Source organism: Aquimarina sp. EL_43, from assembly GCF_943422735.1.
Lineage (GTDB): Bacteria > Bacteroidota > Bacteroidia > Flavobacteriales > Flavobacteriaceae > Aquimarina > Aquimarina megaterium.
The window spans coordinates 4,078,173-4,094,293 of record NZ_CALSBR010000001.1 but is presented as its reverse complement, the minus strand read 5'-3'; the positions used below and the strand labels follow the sequence as shown (position 1 = coordinate 4,094,293).

Sequence of the window (16,121 nt, the reverse complement as noted above, 5' to 3'; positions counted from 1 at the left end):
GTTAAGATTAAAACGCATTCATCCAAAGTTACTATAATGATTTTGAATAATATTAAACTTATAAGAAGTTCTAATTCTAAATATACTATACCCAAACAATCACCTAAGAACCGCCAATTTTGTAGCTCCTGTTGTTTTTAAAGTATCATCTTGGGTATATGCAATTACGGATAGTTCATCATTTTCTGAAACCCAATCAGGAATGGTCATCGAGATATTCCCCGATTCTTCTTGTTTAACCACTCGATTCGCTACAATATTGGTGTTTTTTAATGTTCTATTTCTGTTTTCTCCTCTCGATATATTAGTAATACGCTCAGAAACTACCAAAGCTAGTGTAATCGTATTAAATGGAGCTCCATCTACCTTATAATTAAAAACAATCTGAGAAGGCTCTTGTCGCATATCCTTTATCAAAATAGTAGAATTAACCCTAGTTTTTGAATACTTTTTTAAAGCAATATTTGCCTTATATCGATCTGATCCGGTAAAATGTTCGCTTCCGTTGACTACTAATTGCGGAGTATAAATAGATCTGCTGTTAAATTGTTGTGCATACGCTCTTTGATAGTCACTAAATCTTGCCGAACTAAATGGGTCTTTCCACCCCAATCTATTCCAGTAATCTACATGATATGATAGCACAACTACATTTTGATCTTGGTGTTTTTTCTTAATATTCTCGAGTAATTCATCTGCCGACGGACAGCTACTACACCCTTGTGAGGTAAATAATTCTAATACTATTGCTGATTCATTGCTTTTCTGAGCATTTATAGGTATCAAAACAATAAGCGTTAATAGCATCATAAGCTTCTGTAACATCTGCATAATTTTAGTACTTTTAGGCTTTATTTTAGACGAGCATGATGATAAAACTTACTGGATATATCTTCTTTTTTTTGGTAACCATATCAATTTATGGGCAAGATATTGCCATTTTACAATATAAAGGAGGTGGTGATTGGTATAGTAATCCTACGGCTCTTCCTAATCTTATTACATTTTGTAATCAAAATATTAATACTGCAATAAGTGCTAAGCCAAAAACAGTTAAGCCAGAAAGTGTTGATATATTTCAGTACCCATACATTCATATGACAGGGCACGGTAATGTTTTTTTTACAGATGTAGATGCCCAAAACTTAAGAGATTATCTCTTAAGTGGTGGTTTTTTACATATTGATGATAACTATGGTATGGAACCATACATTCGAAAAGAACTCGTTAAGGTTTTTCCTGATAAAGAACTGGTAGAATTACCCGTAACACATCCTATCTTTTCATCAAAATATAATTTCCCGCAAGGATTGCCCAAAATCCATGAACATGATGGGAAACGACCACAAGCACTGGGAATTATTCATGAAAATCGCCTGATATTACTCTTTACTTTTGAAAGTGACCTTGGTGATGGTTGGGAAAACCCAGAGGTCCATAATGACCCACAAGAAGTAAGATCCAAAGCACTAAAAATGGGAGCTAATATTATTAAATACGCTTTTGAGAATTAATGTCAGAGCAATTACATCATCATCATAACCGGTTTGTAAAAAATCAATTTCAGATAACGCTTATCTGTGATCGGGTGAATTCGCCCGCAAATATTGGAAGTATATTTAGAATCGCAGATAGTTTTGGTATAGAGCAAATCTATTTTTGCGGAGAAGATATTACCGTGATTAGTAAACGTATGCAACGTACAGCAAGAGCTACACACGAGATCATACCTTATCATCAAGCTAATGATATTATACATACCGTACAGCAATTTAAATCTGATGGGTATACCATTCTGGCATTAGAAATTACCGATACAAGTATTCCTGTTGCTGATTATAAACCATCTCCCCAGGAAAAAATAGCACTTGTGATCGGTGAAGAAAATTTTGGAGTATCTAATGAAGTTTTGGCTTTAACAAAAAACAGTGTACACATCAATATGTATGGCAATAATAGTAGTATGAATGTTGCAACAGCAACGGGAATTGCTCTATATGAGATTACAAAACAAATATTGAACAGTAGAAAATAATACTCCATAAGGATAGCAATAAAGGACAAATCAAAACTTTGTAACTTTGAATCTTCGAAATTTTAAAATATGAATTCAAAAACAATTGCATACGGAATCTTAAGAGCAGTAGCTATTATTATCGGTGTCTTAGGATTACTCTGGTTTCTCTATAAAATACAGTCTGTTCTTATATACATTGCCTTTGCTTCTGTAATTTCTCTAATGGGTAGGCCCTTGGTCCTATTTCTTAAAAAGAAACTGAAATTTAAAAATTCGTTGGCAGTGGTCACCACACTACTAATTGTTATTGGGTTATTTCTAAGTATTTTTATGTTGTTTGTTCCTATTATTAGTGAACAAGGGCAATTAATTGGTGAAATTGATATCAATAAATTAGGGGACGATATCAATAGATTTAATCAGGAGGTTAGTGCTTATTTTAAAATAGAAAAACTAAATTTTGTAGAACTGATGAAACAAACCGATCTAATGCAATTTTTTGATTTAAAAGCTATCCCCAATGCCATAAACTCGTTTTTAAGTGGTTTTGGAGCAGTTTTAATTGGGTTATTCTCGGTTTTATTTATTTCTTTCTTTTTATTGAAAGATAGTCTCCTTCTCGAAAATAGCTTATTAGTGCTTGCAAAAAAAGAAGATGAAAACAGATTTATGAGAGCATTTACTAAAATTAAAGATTTACTCTCACGCTACTTTGTTGGGCTACTATTACAGGTAATTATTCTCTTTATCTTATACACCATACTCTTATTGATATTTGGAGTTCATAATGCCATTGCAGTCGCTTTAATTGCAGCAATTTGTAACCTAATTCCATACGTAGGCCCATTATTTGGGGGAGTATTTGTGATTATACTAGCAATCACCAGTAACTTAGGATTTGATTTTCAGACTGTGATTTTGCCAAAACTAACTTACATTCTAATTGGTTATCTGATCATTCAATTGATTGATAATTTCTTAAACCAACCCTTGATTTTTGGAAACAGCGTAAAATCTCATCCGCTAGAGATCTTTTTGGCTATTCTTATTTTCGGATTACTTTTTGGGATCGGCGGACTTATCGTTGCGGTACCTTTTTATACTGCGATTAAAGTAATTGCTAAAGAATTTCTTTCTGAATATAAAATTGTAAAAACACTTACCAAAGATCTCTAATTGAATCCTCTACTGCTACATAAAGAAGTTCAGGAGTTTATTGCTGAAAAATCTGAGAGTACACTCGATATAAGTACCCTGATTTTAAGCAAAAGCCCTTTTGAAAGGATCTCTAGCAAAGAGTTAGCGCAACAAATCCAGGGAAAACGTAAAGTAAAAAGAAAGTTACCCACCTGGTATGCTAAAAACAAAATCTACTACCCGCCAACACTTAACCTGGAGCAAACCTCTTCTGAAATAACAGCATTGTATAAAAGTAAGCTTGTTTCGGGAGCATCTTTAATCGACCTAACAGGTGGTTTTGGAATTGATGATTATTTTTTTGCCAAACATATCACAACAGTAATTCATTGTGAATTAAATGCATCATTAAGCGAAATTGCTTCACATAATTTTGAAATACTCGAGCAGAAAAATATCCAAACTATTATCGGAGATGGGTTAGACATTTTGAAAAATCACAATACTCTGGATTGGATTTACATCGACCCCTCTAGAAGACATGATAGCAAAGGAAAAGTATTCTTTCTAGAAGACTGTTTACCCGATGTGCCTTCTAATTTAGATTTACTTTTTAAGAAAAGTAAAAATATCTTAATCAAAACTTCTCCATTATTAGATATTCAAATGGGGAGCAAAACATTGCAAAACATAAAAGAAATTCATGTTGTTGCTGTAGAAAATGAAGTTAAAGAATTGATATGGATTCTTGATAAAACCTATACTGGAGATATCAAAATTGTGACTGCCAACATTCAAAAAACGGTACATCAGGAGTTTTCTTTTTTTCTAAAAGATGAAACCAGGCAATCTGCAAGCATGGGGCTACCTATGACCTACCTTTATGAACCCAATGCCGCAATCCTAAAAAGTGGAAGTTTTCAAAGTATTGCTACTGCTTTTAAGCTAACAAAACTTCATATTAATTCGCATTTATATACTTCTGATCATAAAATTGATTTCCCCGGAAGAAAGTTTGAAATCATAACAGTATATCCTTATCAAAAAAAGGTACTGTACAAAATAGGGATCACCAAAGCCAATATTACAATACGTAACTTTCAGGAATCGGTTGCTACTCTAAGAAAAAAGTTTAAAATTAAAGAAGGAGGCGATGATTATCTCTTTTTCACAACGGGTTATGACAACAAAAAAGTAATAATCCATTGTAAAAAACTTAGTTCTTAAAACAATGAGGCATTTAATTAATCAGAAAAAATAGAAGACTGTGCTATAAAATTTTCTATATATAGCTTTAGCTCTTTATCATCAACCTTATCGATATTATCAAATATATAATCTTTATCTTCTTCTAAATTTTTATAATAATCCGCTATTTTAGGAGTATTGGCTTGAATACTTAGTCTGATCATCCTCAACTCTATATTATTTGGTTCAGACAATATGGCTTCCTCTATCATCTTCTTTGCTTTGTTGAAATACGATATTTTACTAAATGGGTTCCAAGAAAATGAAGCTTTTAATGCGAGTGCTGCACCGTGATATGCTCGATAAATTGCTCCTTTATTTTGCAACCCTTTTTGTGTAAGCTCATAGAACTGTTCTGTTTTTTCTTTAGACTCATTACACGTCTTATAGGCATTTCGTATATCTTCAATACGAACAGTATCACCTACTAAGAAAAAAAAAGTTACTATGATTAATAAAACCTTCATTACTTTTTTATCGCAAAAAAAGCCGATTTATTATTTGGCCAATGATATTTTAAGCAACAAGTTATTCTTTTTACCATCATAAGCTTCCATAATCATACTTTTATTAGGTAACATTGCAGCTTTAGTAAGTTCTAAAACATCTAAACGTGCATTCCTGATGTCACTTCCGGTAAGAATAGCTTCTTTGGTAACCTCTCCTGTAGCATTATCAATAACATAGGATGTAAGGTATATGAACTCTTTTTTACCATCAAAATATCTTGTAGGAGTCTCGTCAAATGATCGTTTAAGATTAGTAAAGTCATCCATATAGAATAAATATAATTTACCATCATTTTCAAAATTAAGATAAGACATACTTCGTTTACTTTTTGTTCCCATCTGATACTTTGGGAGTTTATGCATCCATATCATAGTATTATCTGATCCTAATTTTAAAACAAAAATATCCCTGTAATAATACTTATATGTTGTTCTGGATCCCGAAGAACTAGAGGTAGTAAATGATTCTACAAAACGTTGCTCTGCCAGAAAGGTTGTACTACCATCACTATTAAATATGACATCATTTATTTTAAGTCTTTCTAGGTCTTTTAGATCGTTTTCTTTTTGTGTTCCTTCATTAACCCGTTCTTCTCTTTTTAGAGCAAGACTTTGTAATGTTTCTAAAGGAATATCACTTTTTATTGTAGAGCTTACTATACCACTATCAGACAAGGTAGTAGAAAAGACTCCTGAGACCTCTTCTTTATTGTTTGAATTAGCATAAAAACCAGATACTTTTACTTTTCCTGCTCCGTCAACTTCAATCACAGCATCGGTAATTGATCTACCAGAGATATCAATCTTACTTTTTATAATTTCACTGCCACTTTCTTCGGTAATTTTAAAAACTTCAGTGTGGTATGTATTTTCTAATTTATTTTTGTCCTTTGATTCTGAATTAAAAATAGACGCTGTCATATAAAAATGACCATCATTACCAATCGCAAAATCTTCATTCTGAATTCTGTCGGACGAATATGGTAATGTCACTTTTCTTTTCCATAGAAGGCTTAGATCATCGTTATACACTGCGATCCCTATTTTATCTCCTTTTCCCGAACTTGTCTCTATGCGATATAAAATCAATAACTTTTTTTGATCTGCAGATTTTTTAAATACAAATTTGTTAATTCTTCCTCCTGCATCAAATCCATAAGTACTCTTAAAACCAAAATCTCTATTCACATTTTCTCTATCATTAACAAGCTGAATAGGTTTTTCTACCACTATACCCGTAAGAGATACTTTTTGTGCGTATGCTTTATCTTTTATAGAATAAAACACCACTGCTTTTCCTCCTAGTTTCATGACAGTTTCAAAATTTCCTTTATCATCTACAACTTGTCGTTTCTTTACATCTTCTTTAAGGTCATCTAGAGAATACCGCTGTATAGTCATAGAATTGCGGCCTTTCTTAATAGAAACAAGTCGATTTCCTGAAGCTACCTGATACGTATTTATATTTCGTATTCGTTTATATTTTTCTCCTATTTTAAAAGAAAAATCTTCAAGCAAGATAGGTTTCTGTGCAAATGTATAGCTAGAGATAAGTAAGGCAAAAACTAAAAGGTATCTACTATTCATTTTTTTATTGTTTTTATAAATCTTCATAACATACTATAATAGGTCAATAGTATACAAATATATAAAAGAAGTATTTAAGGTTTCTGTAGCATATTGGTCAAAATTCAGACCAATTTATGTGTAAAGAAAAAACTGATTTTCAAGTTTTTAAAAAGAAGGTTACGTTAAATAAAAAATAATGGTAAAAAAATGTTGCATCATAGACTCATAAAACCTACATTTGCATCCGCATTTGAAATACTAATGCGATGTTCATAACAGAATGTACAGGAGAGGTGCCAGAGTGGTAATGGAGCAGATTGCTAATCTGTCAACGCGCAAGTGTTGCCTGGGTTCGAATCCCAGTCTCTCCGCTTTATTTTTATGATTCGGGGTGTAGCGTAGCCCGGTTATCGCGCCGCGTTTGGGACGCGGAGGTCGCAGGTTCGAATCCTGCCACCCCGACAATAAAAATAAATTACAATACTGGTCGCGTAGCTCAGCTGGATAGAGCATCTGCCTTCTAAGCAGACGGTCACAGGTTCGAATCCTGTCGCGATCACAAAAAGCCTTACTTCTGTAAGGCTTTTTTGTTTTACAATTCTTTATAAATATGTTTATCGTTTATATTCTTTTTAGTGAATCTATTGATACTTATTATACTGGATAGATAAATATTAAAATAAACAACTAAAGCCCAAAAATGGGCTTTAGTATGAATTTAATCTATAGATGCATTAACGTGCTTGAACTAAAAATGAATATTAACCAATAGCTCTATCATCTTTTTCTGCTTTACTCTTTTCTATAGATATGTGTTTTGTATCAGAAGGTAAGCAATAAAAACTATTATTGCCTGATTGACCGGTATAGCCCATTCCTCCTCCCATTGATATTGAATTGATGGTACCCGAATACATTAATCCAGATGCGTTACTAAAATCAAAAGTAACGATTGAACCAGCTTGTACCCATGTCCCTCCTCCATACTGATAACTCCAGGTGCCATCTGATTTAAAGGTAAGCTCGCTTGCTGTTATTGGATTTCCACTGTTTCCCCAGTCAACAAATAATTGCCATTTTCCTACTATACTTCTCATAATATTGGTTTTAAGAGTTTATAATAAATTCTTGAAAATACACGAAACCATTGTAGTTACTTAATAAAATGTTTCATACACTTAAATTTACCATATTTCATTGTTTTCCAAAAGAGTATAAACCCCTGTTTTTCTAAAAAAAATTAAAAAAGAAACCCAGAAAGTACGTCGAAAATTTAATCAACTCTAGCAGATAGAGCATCCCGATTTTCTAATCGGGACCATCACAGGTTCGAATCTTGTCGCGATCACAAAATTGTAAATATTTACCAAAGCCAGACAATTATTGTCTGGCTTTTTTATAGGTTATTGTTACTTTTATATTTTGAAAATGAAGGATATGTATCCTTTATCTCAATGTTGTAGGTTATGAAGAATAAAAAAGAAACCATGAAAATTAAATCTATCATATTCTCTATAATTAAAAATGAATCAACCAATCATTTGTTTTGAAGGTCCAAGTGGAATAGGAAAAACAACAATGTGTAATTTACTTTTAAACAAGTACAACATAATCCCTGAAGTAAATTTTCTATTTGAAAGAACTGATAATGAACCAAAACTCTGGTATTATGAAAGACAGCTAGACAGGTATCGATTTTGTGAAAATTCAAATAAAAAATCAATCTTGGATGGAGACATCTTCCAGCCAATATGGTACAATTGGGTTTGTAATTACCCTTCAAGTTTTGCATCCAAAAAAGAAACTCATGAATTCTATAGAACTAAATTATCGGAAGGTGAAATTGCTTTTCCTGATTTATACATAGTATTTTATTGCGATGAAAAATTGCTGCATGTTCGAAAAGAAAAGGACAAAACAAGGAAACGAAGAAATTTCGAAAAACATTTAGAAATTATTGAGCCATTAAAAGAATATTATAGATTCTTGGAAAAAGAAACTGATATAGAACTGAAGTTTGTTGAATATGAGAATATAGAAATAGTAAAAAGGAAGGTATTGAATTACATTAATGGTTCCCATAGAAAGAAAATTCAGCAATTGAAAACATTTGAACAGATAGAGAATTGGATAGACACAAAGAAAAAATAATACAGCTTACAACGACATATATGACGTTCGTTGTGTATAAACCAGAAAATAGTATCTTAAATGGAGAAATGGGATATTTATGATAAAAATAGAATCAAAACGAATAAAGTAGTAAAACGAGATGCATCTTTCAGTTTTAATGAATTTCATTTGGTTATACACGTTTGTATAATAAATTCGAACAATCAGCTGCTAATCCAACAAAGACAATCTTTCAAAAAAGGATGGTCAAATATGTGGGATTTAACAGTTGGAGGAAGTGTTCACTCTGGTGAAAATAGTTACAATGCGGCAGAAAGAGAAGTGTTCGAAGAAATTGGATATACGGTTGATTTAAGCTTTGTTAGACCAACTTTTACGATTAATTTCGAAAGAGGGTTTGATGACTATTATATTATAATAGCAGACATAGACATAAGTAAACTGAAATTACAAAAATCAGAAGTAAAAAATGTTAAATGGGCTGGCAAAGATGAGATAATTCGAATGATTCGAAATAAAGAATTTATTCCATATCATATTAGTTTAATTGAAATGATTTTCGATATGAAAAATGGATACAGTGTTCATTCAAATAATTTCTAGATATCGGTCATTATACAACATGGTGTATAGGCAATAAAGCGAAAGAAATAAAAATGCTAACCAGGTTGTATGCTGGTTAGCACTTTTAATAAGTTGTATCTAATAAAGAGGAAAAGTAAACACAAGTTTTCCTAATTATATAAAACTAGATTATCTAGCCGTAACCATACAAACGCAATGCCCTAATTCATCACTAAATACTCCTACCCCATTTATACAATGCTCTGGGTTATCGCCCCAATCTGAACCTTCTATATGGCAAGGAACACGTTTATTTGTCCTCCCCATGATTTTCTTTTGTTCTGCTTTGTTTAAAACGGTACATAAATTTGAAATTGATTTTAACATGATTAATTAATTTTAGTTTCCCTACTCTATTCTTATATGCTTTTCAGGTTCCGCATTTAAAAATTTTGAAAAGAAATGTTAATCCTTTTCTGGCTGTAGCTAGAAAAGAAGAACATAGATGATTTGCGTGTGATAATAGATTGTTGAGAACAACTCATTTTCTGATTAATACTACTTTTATTTAGGTAAAAATTAGCTTCCTTTAATTAAAACTAAAGGTATATGCAGTAAGCGAAATAAGAAATAGGTAATCTATTTCCGAGGTCTTAGAATAAATAAGTGTGACTTTAGGTTAAATATTCGTGGCGTAGGATTTTAGTAGACATAGATAGTTTGTGTGAATACAGAAATAATACGGTTTTTAAGAACTGTTTTAGTAAAAGATAAAACTAGGCAAGTGAACTTCATTCAAATAAATTAGTAGATTTAACAATTGATATTTATTACTATAAGAAACTGTAAATTCGTTTTATGAATTCTATTAAATACATTTTCATAACAGTTGTTTTTTTTCTTTTTTCAAAAGACATAGAAGCTCAAAATAAAAAGATTGATAGTCTAATAATTGAATTAGAAAAACATAAAACAAATGATACAATTCGAGTAAATTTATTATATGATATAGCGTTTTCTTCTTTTCAAAAAGATATGAATTCTACCGAATTATACCTGGAGAAAGCAGAGGAATTAAGTAACACGCTAAACTATACAAAAGGAAAAGCAAAAGTATTATACCTAAAAGGGATACTGGAAAATATAAAATCAAATTATGCAAAAAGCTTAATTTTTTTTAATCGCTCACTAAAGCATTATGAATCTATTAAAGACCAAAAAGGAATTGCAAATATTTATACTGCATTTGGGATAACTCATTTTGACCAATCACAATACAACGAATCCCTCAAAGCATATAAAAAAGCATTAGAAACCTATGAAGGTTTAGGTTATAAAAGAGAACTTATTACTATCTTAATAAACATTGCAAATGTATATTCTGAAACAGGAGAATATAACAAAGCAATTTCAAATTATAAAAGAGCTTTAAAACTAAGTAAAGCGATTAATGATGAAGATGGTGCTGCGTATGTACACCTTAATTTGGGTGTTGTTTATACAGTGCAAGGTAACTACCCATTAGCAATAGATCATTATAATAAAGCTTTAGATTATTATCAAAAAGTCGATAATACTTTGAGTATAACGAATACACTTAATAATTTAGGAAACGTTTATAATTCCTTAAAAAAATACAATAAGGCTTTAGAGTACTATAAACAATCTTTAAGCTTTTCATTAAAAATAGAAAACAAGAATCAAATAGCCATAAATAATAGCAGTATCGGTGATATATATTTACGTAAAAAAGAGTATTTAACATCTCTCCAATATTATCGTATGTCTTTAGAAACAAGTCAAGAAATTAACAATTTAAAACAGACTTCTATATGTTTTCATCGTATTGGAAGAGTTAATTTATCACTTAACAAACCTTTAATAGCACGAGAAAATTTTGTGAAAGCTAAAAATATTAGTGAGAAAACAAATAACCAATATATCTTATCTGAATGCCTTTTAGGAATTGGAGAAACTTATTCATTTGAAAAACAATATCAAAAAGCACTTCCTTTCATTGAAAAAGGTAAGGAAATAGCAGAAGAACTAGAATTACTAGAAGCTCAAAAAAAAGCATCTGAACTTCTCTTCAAAATTTATAAAAATACTAGGCAATATAAAAAGGCATTTGAAAATCATCAGCAATATAAAATATTCAATGATAGTATTTTTAATAAAGAAAATATAGAAAAAATTGTACAATTAGAATACGAATATAAATACAAAAACGAGTTAGAATCTGCAGAAAAAAGAGAATTAACATTAACAAAAACCGTAAAAACAACTTCTCAAAATCTAGCAAAGTCACAACGTGATTTATTGTTGGGTGTAATTGCTTTTTTAATAACAACGTTACTTTTGGCGGCCATCATTTTCTTTTTAAAATTGAGAAACGAAAAATCCAAAACTCAAAACATTGTGATCGAACAAAAACTGTTACGCTCGCAAATGACCCCTCATTTTATATTCAATTCACTCTCTGTTTTACAAGGAATGATATTAAATAAAGAAGAAAAAAAGTCGGTTTCATATCTGTCCAAATTTTCAAAACTACTTCGTATTATATTAGAAAATTCGAGAGATAAAACCGTTTTACTATCTCAAGAATTAAAAGCAGTGAGAAATTATCTAGCACTTCAAACTTTAGAGAGTAAATCCTGCAAATACACTGTTTCTGTAGAAGATACGATAGATGAAACCTTATTTAAAATATCTCCTATGCTTATTCAACCCTTTGCTGAAAATGCTATAGAACATGCCTTTACAAATCAACAAGAAGAGAAAATCATTGATATACATTTGTCATATCTGAATAATGATTTAATTTGTAAGATCTCAGACAATGGCGTTGGCATTGATGCTGTGAAAAAGAATAAAAACCAAGATAAAAAATCATTATCTACTACTATAACTTCAGAGCGGTTAGAAATGTTATCAAAAGATTTTAAAATGAGAGGTTCGGTTATGGTTGAAGACCGAAAAAAATATAACGAAAAAGGGACAGTAGTCACTTTGATAATCCCCTACATTTTACAAAAACCCTAATACCGTACCCCAAAAAAACAGTACTCATAGAAGATAAAGGGTATTTCAGAAAAGGGGTACTTAACGTATTATAATTAATAAATGTTCTATCCATTGCGAATATTTTTTTAAGTATCACGTTTATTTGTTCTAAAGCTTCAGAAATAGATTACCTATTTCTTACTCCACTCATACCATATACTTTTATCACAAATAATCGATAAAAGCATATGGAAAACATTAAAACAAAATTAAGTCAAGGTGGATTATTACTCGCAGCAATGGGCATCATGTCTATCCTGCTCTCCATTTTCAATTACAACATCAAGTTACTCTCCTGGGTAGATCTATGGGGAAATACCATGGGTTGGATTATTAGGTTTCTTCTCATACTTGTAGGAGCTGCATTGTTCATTCTTTTTGGAAGAAATGAAGAATAAATCAATGAAAATCTATACCCCACTTCTCAAGAACAATACAAATAAAACATATGAAAACAATACAATGTATAGCAATAGTTGCGGTTGCAGTAGCAACTCTAATATCCTGCGGAGGAAGCATAAGCAACCAACCCGCTAATGCAGATGGTTTTTCTGCTATCGCAAAAGAAATAGAAAACAAATTTGGTGAACATGCGCATTTTACAAACATAACTATAATGCACAACAAATCTATAGGGAACACAATTTCATTAACCGTTACTGAAGCCCCAGAATCCTTAAAAATGGGACAATGGAATTTTGTAAATGCCTCTTGGGAACAAAACTCAGAGATTACTGTTGAAATTCCTGAAGGTACAAAAGCTGCTGATTTTATGTTTCAGTTAAATGAGAAAATAAACCTTAAAAAATTAGGTGAGTTAACCGAACAATCCTGTAAACGATTAACCACCGAAAAAGATATCAAAAACCCTACGTTAAAAATGGCTTTTGTAAAGTTTCCTAAAAACGGAGATAACTCAAAAACTGAATATGTAGTTACGCTTGAACCAGAGAATGGAGGAACCAGCTTCACATTTTACTACAAGCTAAACGGCGATTTTATAAACATGAACTACTAAAAATAAAAACTAAAAGAATAAAAGTAAAAAAACATGAAAAGAGCATTAAAAACAACATCCTTATTAATAGCAATATTGTTACTTAATTTTAGCTGTAGTAAAGACGATGAAGTTCTGGCAATTAATCTTAAAGATGTAAAAGTAACTATCGATGAAAATCCTGCAAACGGACAGGTTCTTGGTAAAGTTGAAAGCGATAACAGCAGTTCATTAACTTTTAGTATAACAACGCAAACACCAGCAGGAGCGCTGAGTATAAATAAAAACACAGGGGAACTAACCGTTGCCGATGCGACATTGTTCGATTTTGAAACAAACCCTACAATTACGGCTACTGTTTCTGCGAATGGAGCTTTAAACAAAGCTACTGTAACAATTAGTATAAATAACATTAATGAGTTAAATATTCTGGATTTTACAGCTACCATAGATGAAAACCCAACCAATGGGCAATCCCTAGGTACAGTACAAGCCACAGGAGATGCGACATTAAGTTACAGTATCACTTCTCAAACACCAACGGGAGCATTAAGCATAAATACAAGTACAGGAGAGTTAACCGTTGCAGATGCTACCTTGTTTGATTTTGAAACAAATCCAACAATTACAGCAACTGTTGCTGTTGATAATGCTGGAAATATCCAGAATACAAATGCGACAATCAACCTTAATAATGTAAATGAATTAAGTATCCAGCAATTCAATACAACTACTGATGAAAACCCAACCAATGGACAATCGCTGGGTACCGTTCAGGCCAATGGTACTGGTGTCTTAAGTTTTAGTATTGCCTCACAAACACCAGCTGGGGCTTTAAGTATAAATGCCAGTACTGGAGAATTAACAATAGCCGATGCTACCTTGTTCGATTTTGAGACCAACCCTACGATTACAGCAAATATCTCTGTAAATAACTCCGAAAGTACCGAAACAGCTACAGCTACAGTTAATCTAAATGATATAAATGAAATTGGTGAGTTCAAGTTTGGAGGCATTATTTTTTGGTTAAACCCATCTGATAGTAACCACGGTTTGGTCTGTGCAGTTAGTGACGATCCAACTACTCCAATAATTCCGGGTTGGGGTTGTCAAGGCACAAATATAGCTGGAGCTATTGCAACACAGATAGGGCAAGGTCAAACCAATACAACTGCAATTTTAGCTGGGTGCTCTACAGCTGGTATAGCAGCAGATCTTGCATCAAACAGTACTTCTGGAGGTTATACGGATTGGTTTTTACCAAGTAAAGATGCATTACAGGAAATACATACCCACAGAGCAACAATAAATAGTACTGCAACTTTAAATGGAGGATCAAATTTAGCTTCTGGTGTTTTTTATTGGACTTCATCACAAAATGATAGTAATACGGCTTGGTCAATTTATTTCGACAACAATGGAGCGGCATTTTTCCTAAATAAAGGAACAGCAGGGAGCAACATAAAAATGCGAGCAGTAAGAGCTTTCTAAAATTTTTGATTCAAAAAAGCAAATCACTTTTAAAACAAGGTGGTTTGCTTATCACTAAAAGGTACCTATTAGTATTACATCCTTCCAAAGACCAAACATTGAAGTCAGGCTTGATACCGGATTAGGTTCTTTATTTAAAAAAACATCATAAGACAGTTCATCCACTACTAAATCTAAATAAAATGAATAAAAACAATACTTATTTCCCGCCAATACATGCAAAAAAAGCAGCTACCCGGCAAGATGAAAAGTGGGATGAAGCAATAACTTTGTTTAACAGCAAACAATACAATAAAGTCTTACCCACAATATTGGATTATGTTGGCAGTCATTTACAAAGCAAAAAAAATGGTAATACCTATGAAATAGCGCATGGATCTGTGGTCATCACGATTACGCAAACAGCAGAAGAACTGTTGATAAAATGTCCTTTTCTAAACATCGAAAATGCTAAAAAAGTACCATTGATGCGTAAGTTGGCAGAAATACGTATGCATCCGCTTAACCTTACCAATGTTACGTTAGAGAATGATCTGGTTTATTTTTCTTTTTCTTGCCCCATAAATTTATGTGAACCCTATAAAATTTACGGTGTACTTAGAGAAATTTGTTACTATGCAGACAGTTATGATGATGAGTTTATAGAAAAGTTTGATGCAACACATCTTCAAGAACCAAACATAACACCTTTACCAGGCAACGTAAAGGAAGAAGCATATTCTAACTATCAAAAAATTATAGAAGAAGGTATACGGCGCTTTGATCATTATATGGAAAATCGCCACGAAAACAATGCCTGGTACGCACTAAACATTACTTTAAAAAGAATAGAATTTTATGCAGAACCACAAGGTTATTTACGTACTGTAATTGAAAAAGCCATAGATGGCATTTTTGACAGAAATACTCCTTTTCAGAATCGATTGCTAAACGGTAAGGCAAGTTTAGAAAAGTTACAAAGCTATTCAATCGATAAATTTTCAGAAGATTTATATCAGGTAGAGACATTCATTCCTCATAAGTATAGTGGTAAAAAGGAGAATATCAGAGAAAATTGGGAAGACAGTTATATAGATGCTCGGGAAATGATAGCTAATGCCAGGTTTGAAGATGCTACAAATTTGTTGCAATCCTGCTTCTATGGTCTGTTCTACTATAATCTGGTTGATGAAAGCATCAGTAAACCCATTACCGACGCTTTGGCCCAAGCAAATGGACTGGATTGGAACCAGGCAGCGCATATTTTATTGAAAGGAATGGAAGCCGTTATGGAAGATAATTTCTTGGATAATGATTATGGAATGGATTTATCAAAAATAATGGGAGAACAAATGCAACAATCCATGGCGGCAATGCAGCAAATGATGAAAAACTTTAAAGTAAACTAAAC

The 16,121-nt window shown here is 32.0% G+C and carries 16 protein-coding genes and 3 tRNA genes; 14 read left to right on the top strand and 5 right to left on the bottom strand.

The window, feature by feature from the left end; genetic code table 11:
• Window positions 1-99: 99 nt before the first annotated feature.
• The gene (locus tag NNL09_RS17545) at window positions 100-825 is read right to left on the bottom strand and encodes a thioredoxin family protein (protein ID WP_196910424.1); all 726 of its coding nucleotides are present in this window, start codon (window positions 823-825) and stop codon (window positions 100-102) included.
• A gap of 44 nt (window positions 826-869) precedes the next feature.
• Here NNL09_RS17545 and NNL09_RS17540 point away from each other — a divergent pair, with 44 nt between their 5' ends.
• From NNL09_RS17540 to NNL09_RS17525, 4 genes are all read left to right on the top strand, one after another.
• Window positions 870-1,514, top strand: a complete 645-nt coding sequence (locus NNL09_RS17540; RefSeq protein WP_196910554.1) for a DUF4159 domain-containing protein — start codon at window positions 870-872, stop codon at window positions 1,512-1,514.
• Window positions 1,514-2,035: a TrmH family RNA methyltransferase gene (locus NNL09_RS17535; RefSeq protein ID WP_196910425.1), complete on the top strand. Its 522-nt coding sequence runs from the start codon at window positions 1,514-1,516 to the stop codon at window positions 2,033-2,035. The genes NNL09_RS17540 and NNL09_RS17535 overlap by 1 nt, the downstream gene beginning before the upstream one ends.
• 69 nt (window positions 2,036-2,104) lie before the next feature.
• The gene (locus NNL09_RS17530; protein ID WP_025667762.1) at window positions 2,105-3,193 is read left to right on the top strand and encodes an AI-2E family transporter; all 1,089 of its coding nucleotides are present in this window, start codon (window positions 2,105-2,107) and stop codon (window positions 3,191-3,193) included.
• Window positions 3,194-4,381: a class I SAM-dependent methyltransferase gene (locus NNL09_RS17525; RefSeq protein WP_196910426.1), complete on the top strand. Its 1,188-nt coding sequence runs from the start codon at window positions 3,194-3,196 to the stop codon at window positions 4,379-4,381. It begins immediately after the preceding gene.
• Window positions 4,382-4,398: 17 nt separating this feature from the next.
• On the opposite strand, the gene NNL09_RS17520 is transcribed toward NNL09_RS17525, so the two are convergent.
• Entirely contained in the window at window positions 4,399-4,869 is a 471-nt protein-coding gene (locus tag NNL09_RS17520; protein WP_025667764.1) for a hypothetical protein, read from the bottom strand.
• A 30-nt stretch (window positions 4,870-4,899) separates the two neighbouring features.
• Window positions 4,900-6,498 (bottom strand): hypothetical protein, encoded by a 1,599-nt coding sequence (locus NNL09_RS17515; RefSeq protein WP_196910427.1) that lies wholly within the window; start codon window positions 6,496-6,498, stop codon window positions 4,900-4,902.
• A 269-nt stretch (window positions 6,499-6,767) separates the two neighbouring features.
• Here NNL09_RS17515 and NNL09_RS17510 point away from each other — a divergent pair.
• The 3 genes from NNL09_RS17510 to NNL09_RS17500 all read left to right on the top strand — a co-directional run bounded on the left by NNL09_RS17510 (window position 6,768) and on the right by NNL09_RS17500 (window position 7,039).
• Window positions 6,768-6,851: transfer RNA gene (locus NNL09_RS17510), tRNA-Ser, on the top strand.
• Between the two features lie 16 nt (window positions 6,852-6,867).
• Window positions 6,868-6,942, top strand: a tRNA-Pro gene (locus NNL09_RS17505).
• A 23-nt stretch (window positions 6,943-6,965) separates the two neighbouring features.
• Window positions 6,966-7,039: transfer RNA gene (locus tag NNL09_RS17500), tRNA-Arg, on the top strand.
• A 202-nt stretch (window positions 7,040-7,241) separates the two neighbouring features.
• On the opposite strand, the gene NNL09_RS17495 is transcribed toward NNL09_RS17500, so the two are convergent.
• Window positions 7,242-7,577, bottom strand: coding sequence for a hypothetical protein (locus NNL09_RS17495; RefSeq protein WP_196910428.1), 336 nt, complete (start codon window positions 7,575-7,577; stop codon window positions 7,242-7,244).
• Window positions 7,578-8,004: 427 nt separating this feature from the next.
• On the opposite strand from NNL09_RS17495, the gene NNL09_RS17490 reads away from it, so the two are divergent.
• Together NNL09_RS17490 and NNL09_RS17485 are read left to right on the top strand one after the other, a co-directional pair.
• On the top strand, window positions 8,005-8,631 hold the full coding sequence (locus tag NNL09_RS17490; protein WP_196910429.1) for an ATP-binding protein: 627 nt from the start codon (window positions 8,005-8,007) through the stop codon (window positions 8,629-8,631).
• 60 nt (window positions 8,632-8,691) lie between these two features.
• Window positions 8,692-9,216, top strand: a complete 525-nt coding sequence (locus NNL09_RS17485) for an NUDIX domain-containing protein (RefSeq protein WP_025667768.1) — start codon at window positions 8,692-8,694, stop codon at window positions 9,214-9,216.
• A gap of 150 nt (window positions 9,217-9,366) precedes the next feature.
• Here the strand turns inward: NNL09_RS17485 and NNL09_RS17480 are convergent, their stop codons facing one another.
• Window positions 9,367-9,564: a hypothetical protein gene (locus NNL09_RS17480; RefSeq protein ID WP_035096846.1), complete on the bottom strand. Its 198-nt coding sequence runs from the start codon at window positions 9,562-9,564 to the stop codon at window positions 9,367-9,369.
• Between the two features lie 471 nt (window positions 9,565-10,035).
• On the opposite strand from NNL09_RS17480, the gene NNL09_RS17475 reads away from it, so the two are divergent.
• From NNL09_RS17475 to NNL09_RS17455, 5 genes are all read left to right on the top strand, one after another.
• Complete coding sequence (locus NNL09_RS17475; RefSeq protein ID WP_196910430.1) at window positions 10,036-12,222, top strand: tetratricopeptide repeat protein; 2,187 nt, start codon at window positions 10,036-10,038, stop codon at window positions 12,220-12,222.
• A 209-nt stretch (window positions 12,223-12,431) separates the two neighbouring features.
• Window positions 12,432-12,641 (top strand): hypothetical protein, encoded by a 210-nt coding sequence (locus NNL09_RS17470; RefSeq protein ID WP_196910431.1) that lies wholly within the window; start codon window positions 12,432-12,434, stop codon window positions 12,639-12,641.
• 50 nt (window positions 12,642-12,691) lie between these two features.
• Window positions 12,692-13,261, top strand: coding sequence for a hypothetical protein (locus tag NNL09_RS17465; protein WP_025667771.1), 570 nt, complete (start codon window positions 12,692-12,694; stop codon window positions 13,259-13,261).
• 33 nt (window positions 13,262-13,294) lie between these two features.
• Entirely contained in the window at window positions 13,295-14,731 is a 1,437-nt protein-coding gene (locus tag NNL09_RS17460) for a DUF1566 domain-containing protein (RefSeq protein WP_196910432.1), read from the top strand.
• Between the two features lie 182 nt (window positions 14,732-14,913).
• Complete coding sequence (locus tag NNL09_RS17455; RefSeq protein WP_196910433.1) at window positions 14,914-16,119, top strand: hypothetical protein; 1,206 nt, start codon at window positions 14,914-14,916, stop codon at window positions 16,117-16,119.
• The last annotated feature ends 2 nt before the right edge of the window (window positions 16,120-16,121 follow it).

What these genes read in the sequence shown, in the direction of transcription:
- NNL09_RS17545 (WP_196910424.1), bottom strand. Translation starts at nt 825, where the DNA reads ATGTTACAGAAGCTTATGATGCTATTAACGCTTATTGTTTTGATACCT.
- NNL09_RS17475 (WP_196910430.1), top strand. Translation starts at nt 10,036, where the DNA reads ATGAATTCTATTAAATACATTTTCATAACAGTTGTTTTTTTTCTTTTT.
- NNL09_RS17455 (WP_196910433.1), top strand. Translation starts at nt 14,914, where the DNA reads ATGAATAAAAACAATACTTATTTCCCGCCAATACATGCAAAAAAAGCA.
- NNL09_RS17540 (WP_196910554.1), top strand. Translation starts at nt 870, where the DNA reads ATGATAAAACTTACTGGATATATCTTCTTTTTTTTGGTAACCATATCA.
- NNL09_RS17460 (WP_196910432.1), top strand. Translation starts at nt 13,295, where the DNA reads ATGAAAAGAGCATTAAAAACAACATCCTTATTAATAGCAATATTGTTA.
- NNL09_RS17530 (WP_025667762.1), top strand. Translation starts at nt 2,105, where the DNA reads ATGAATTCAAAAACAATTGCATACGGAATCTTAAGAGCAGTAGCTATT.
- NNL09_RS17520 (WP_025667764.1), bottom strand. Translation starts at nt 4,869, where the DNA reads ATGAAGGTTTTATTAATCATAGTAACTTTTTTTTTCTTAGTAGGTGAT.
- NNL09_RS17515 (WP_196910427.1), bottom strand. Translation starts at nt 6,498, where the DNA reads ATGAATAGTAGATACCTTTTAGTTTTTGCCTTACTTATCTCTAGCTAT.
- NNL09_RS17470 (WP_196910431.1), top strand. Translation starts at nt 12,432, where the DNA reads ATGGAAAACATTAAAACAAAATTAAGTCAAGGTGGATTATTACTCGCA.
- NNL09_RS17495 (WP_196910428.1), bottom strand. Translation starts at nt 7,577, where the DNA reads ATGAGAAGTATAGTAGGAAAATGGCAATTATTTGTTGACTGGGGAAAC.
- NNL09_RS17490 (WP_196910429.1), top strand. Translation starts at nt 8,005, where the DNA reads ATGAATCAACCAATCATTTGTTTTGAAGGTCCAAGTGGAATAGGAAAA.
- NNL09_RS17480 (WP_035096846.1), bottom strand. Translation starts at nt 9,564, where the DNA reads ATGTTAAAATCAATTTCAAATTTATGTACCGTTTTAAACAAAGCAGAA.
- NNL09_RS17465 (WP_025667771.1), top strand. Translation starts at nt 12,692, where the DNA reads ATGAAAACAATACAATGTATAGCAATAGTTGCGGTTGCAGTAGCAACT.
- NNL09_RS17485 (WP_025667768.1), top strand. Translation starts at nt 8,692, where the DNA reads ATGGAGAAATGGGATATTTATGATAAAAATAGAATCAAAACGAATAAA.
- NNL09_RS17535 (WP_196910425.1), top strand. Translation starts at nt 1,514, where the DNA reads ATGTCAGAGCAATTACATCATCATCATAACCGGTTTGTAAAAAATCAA.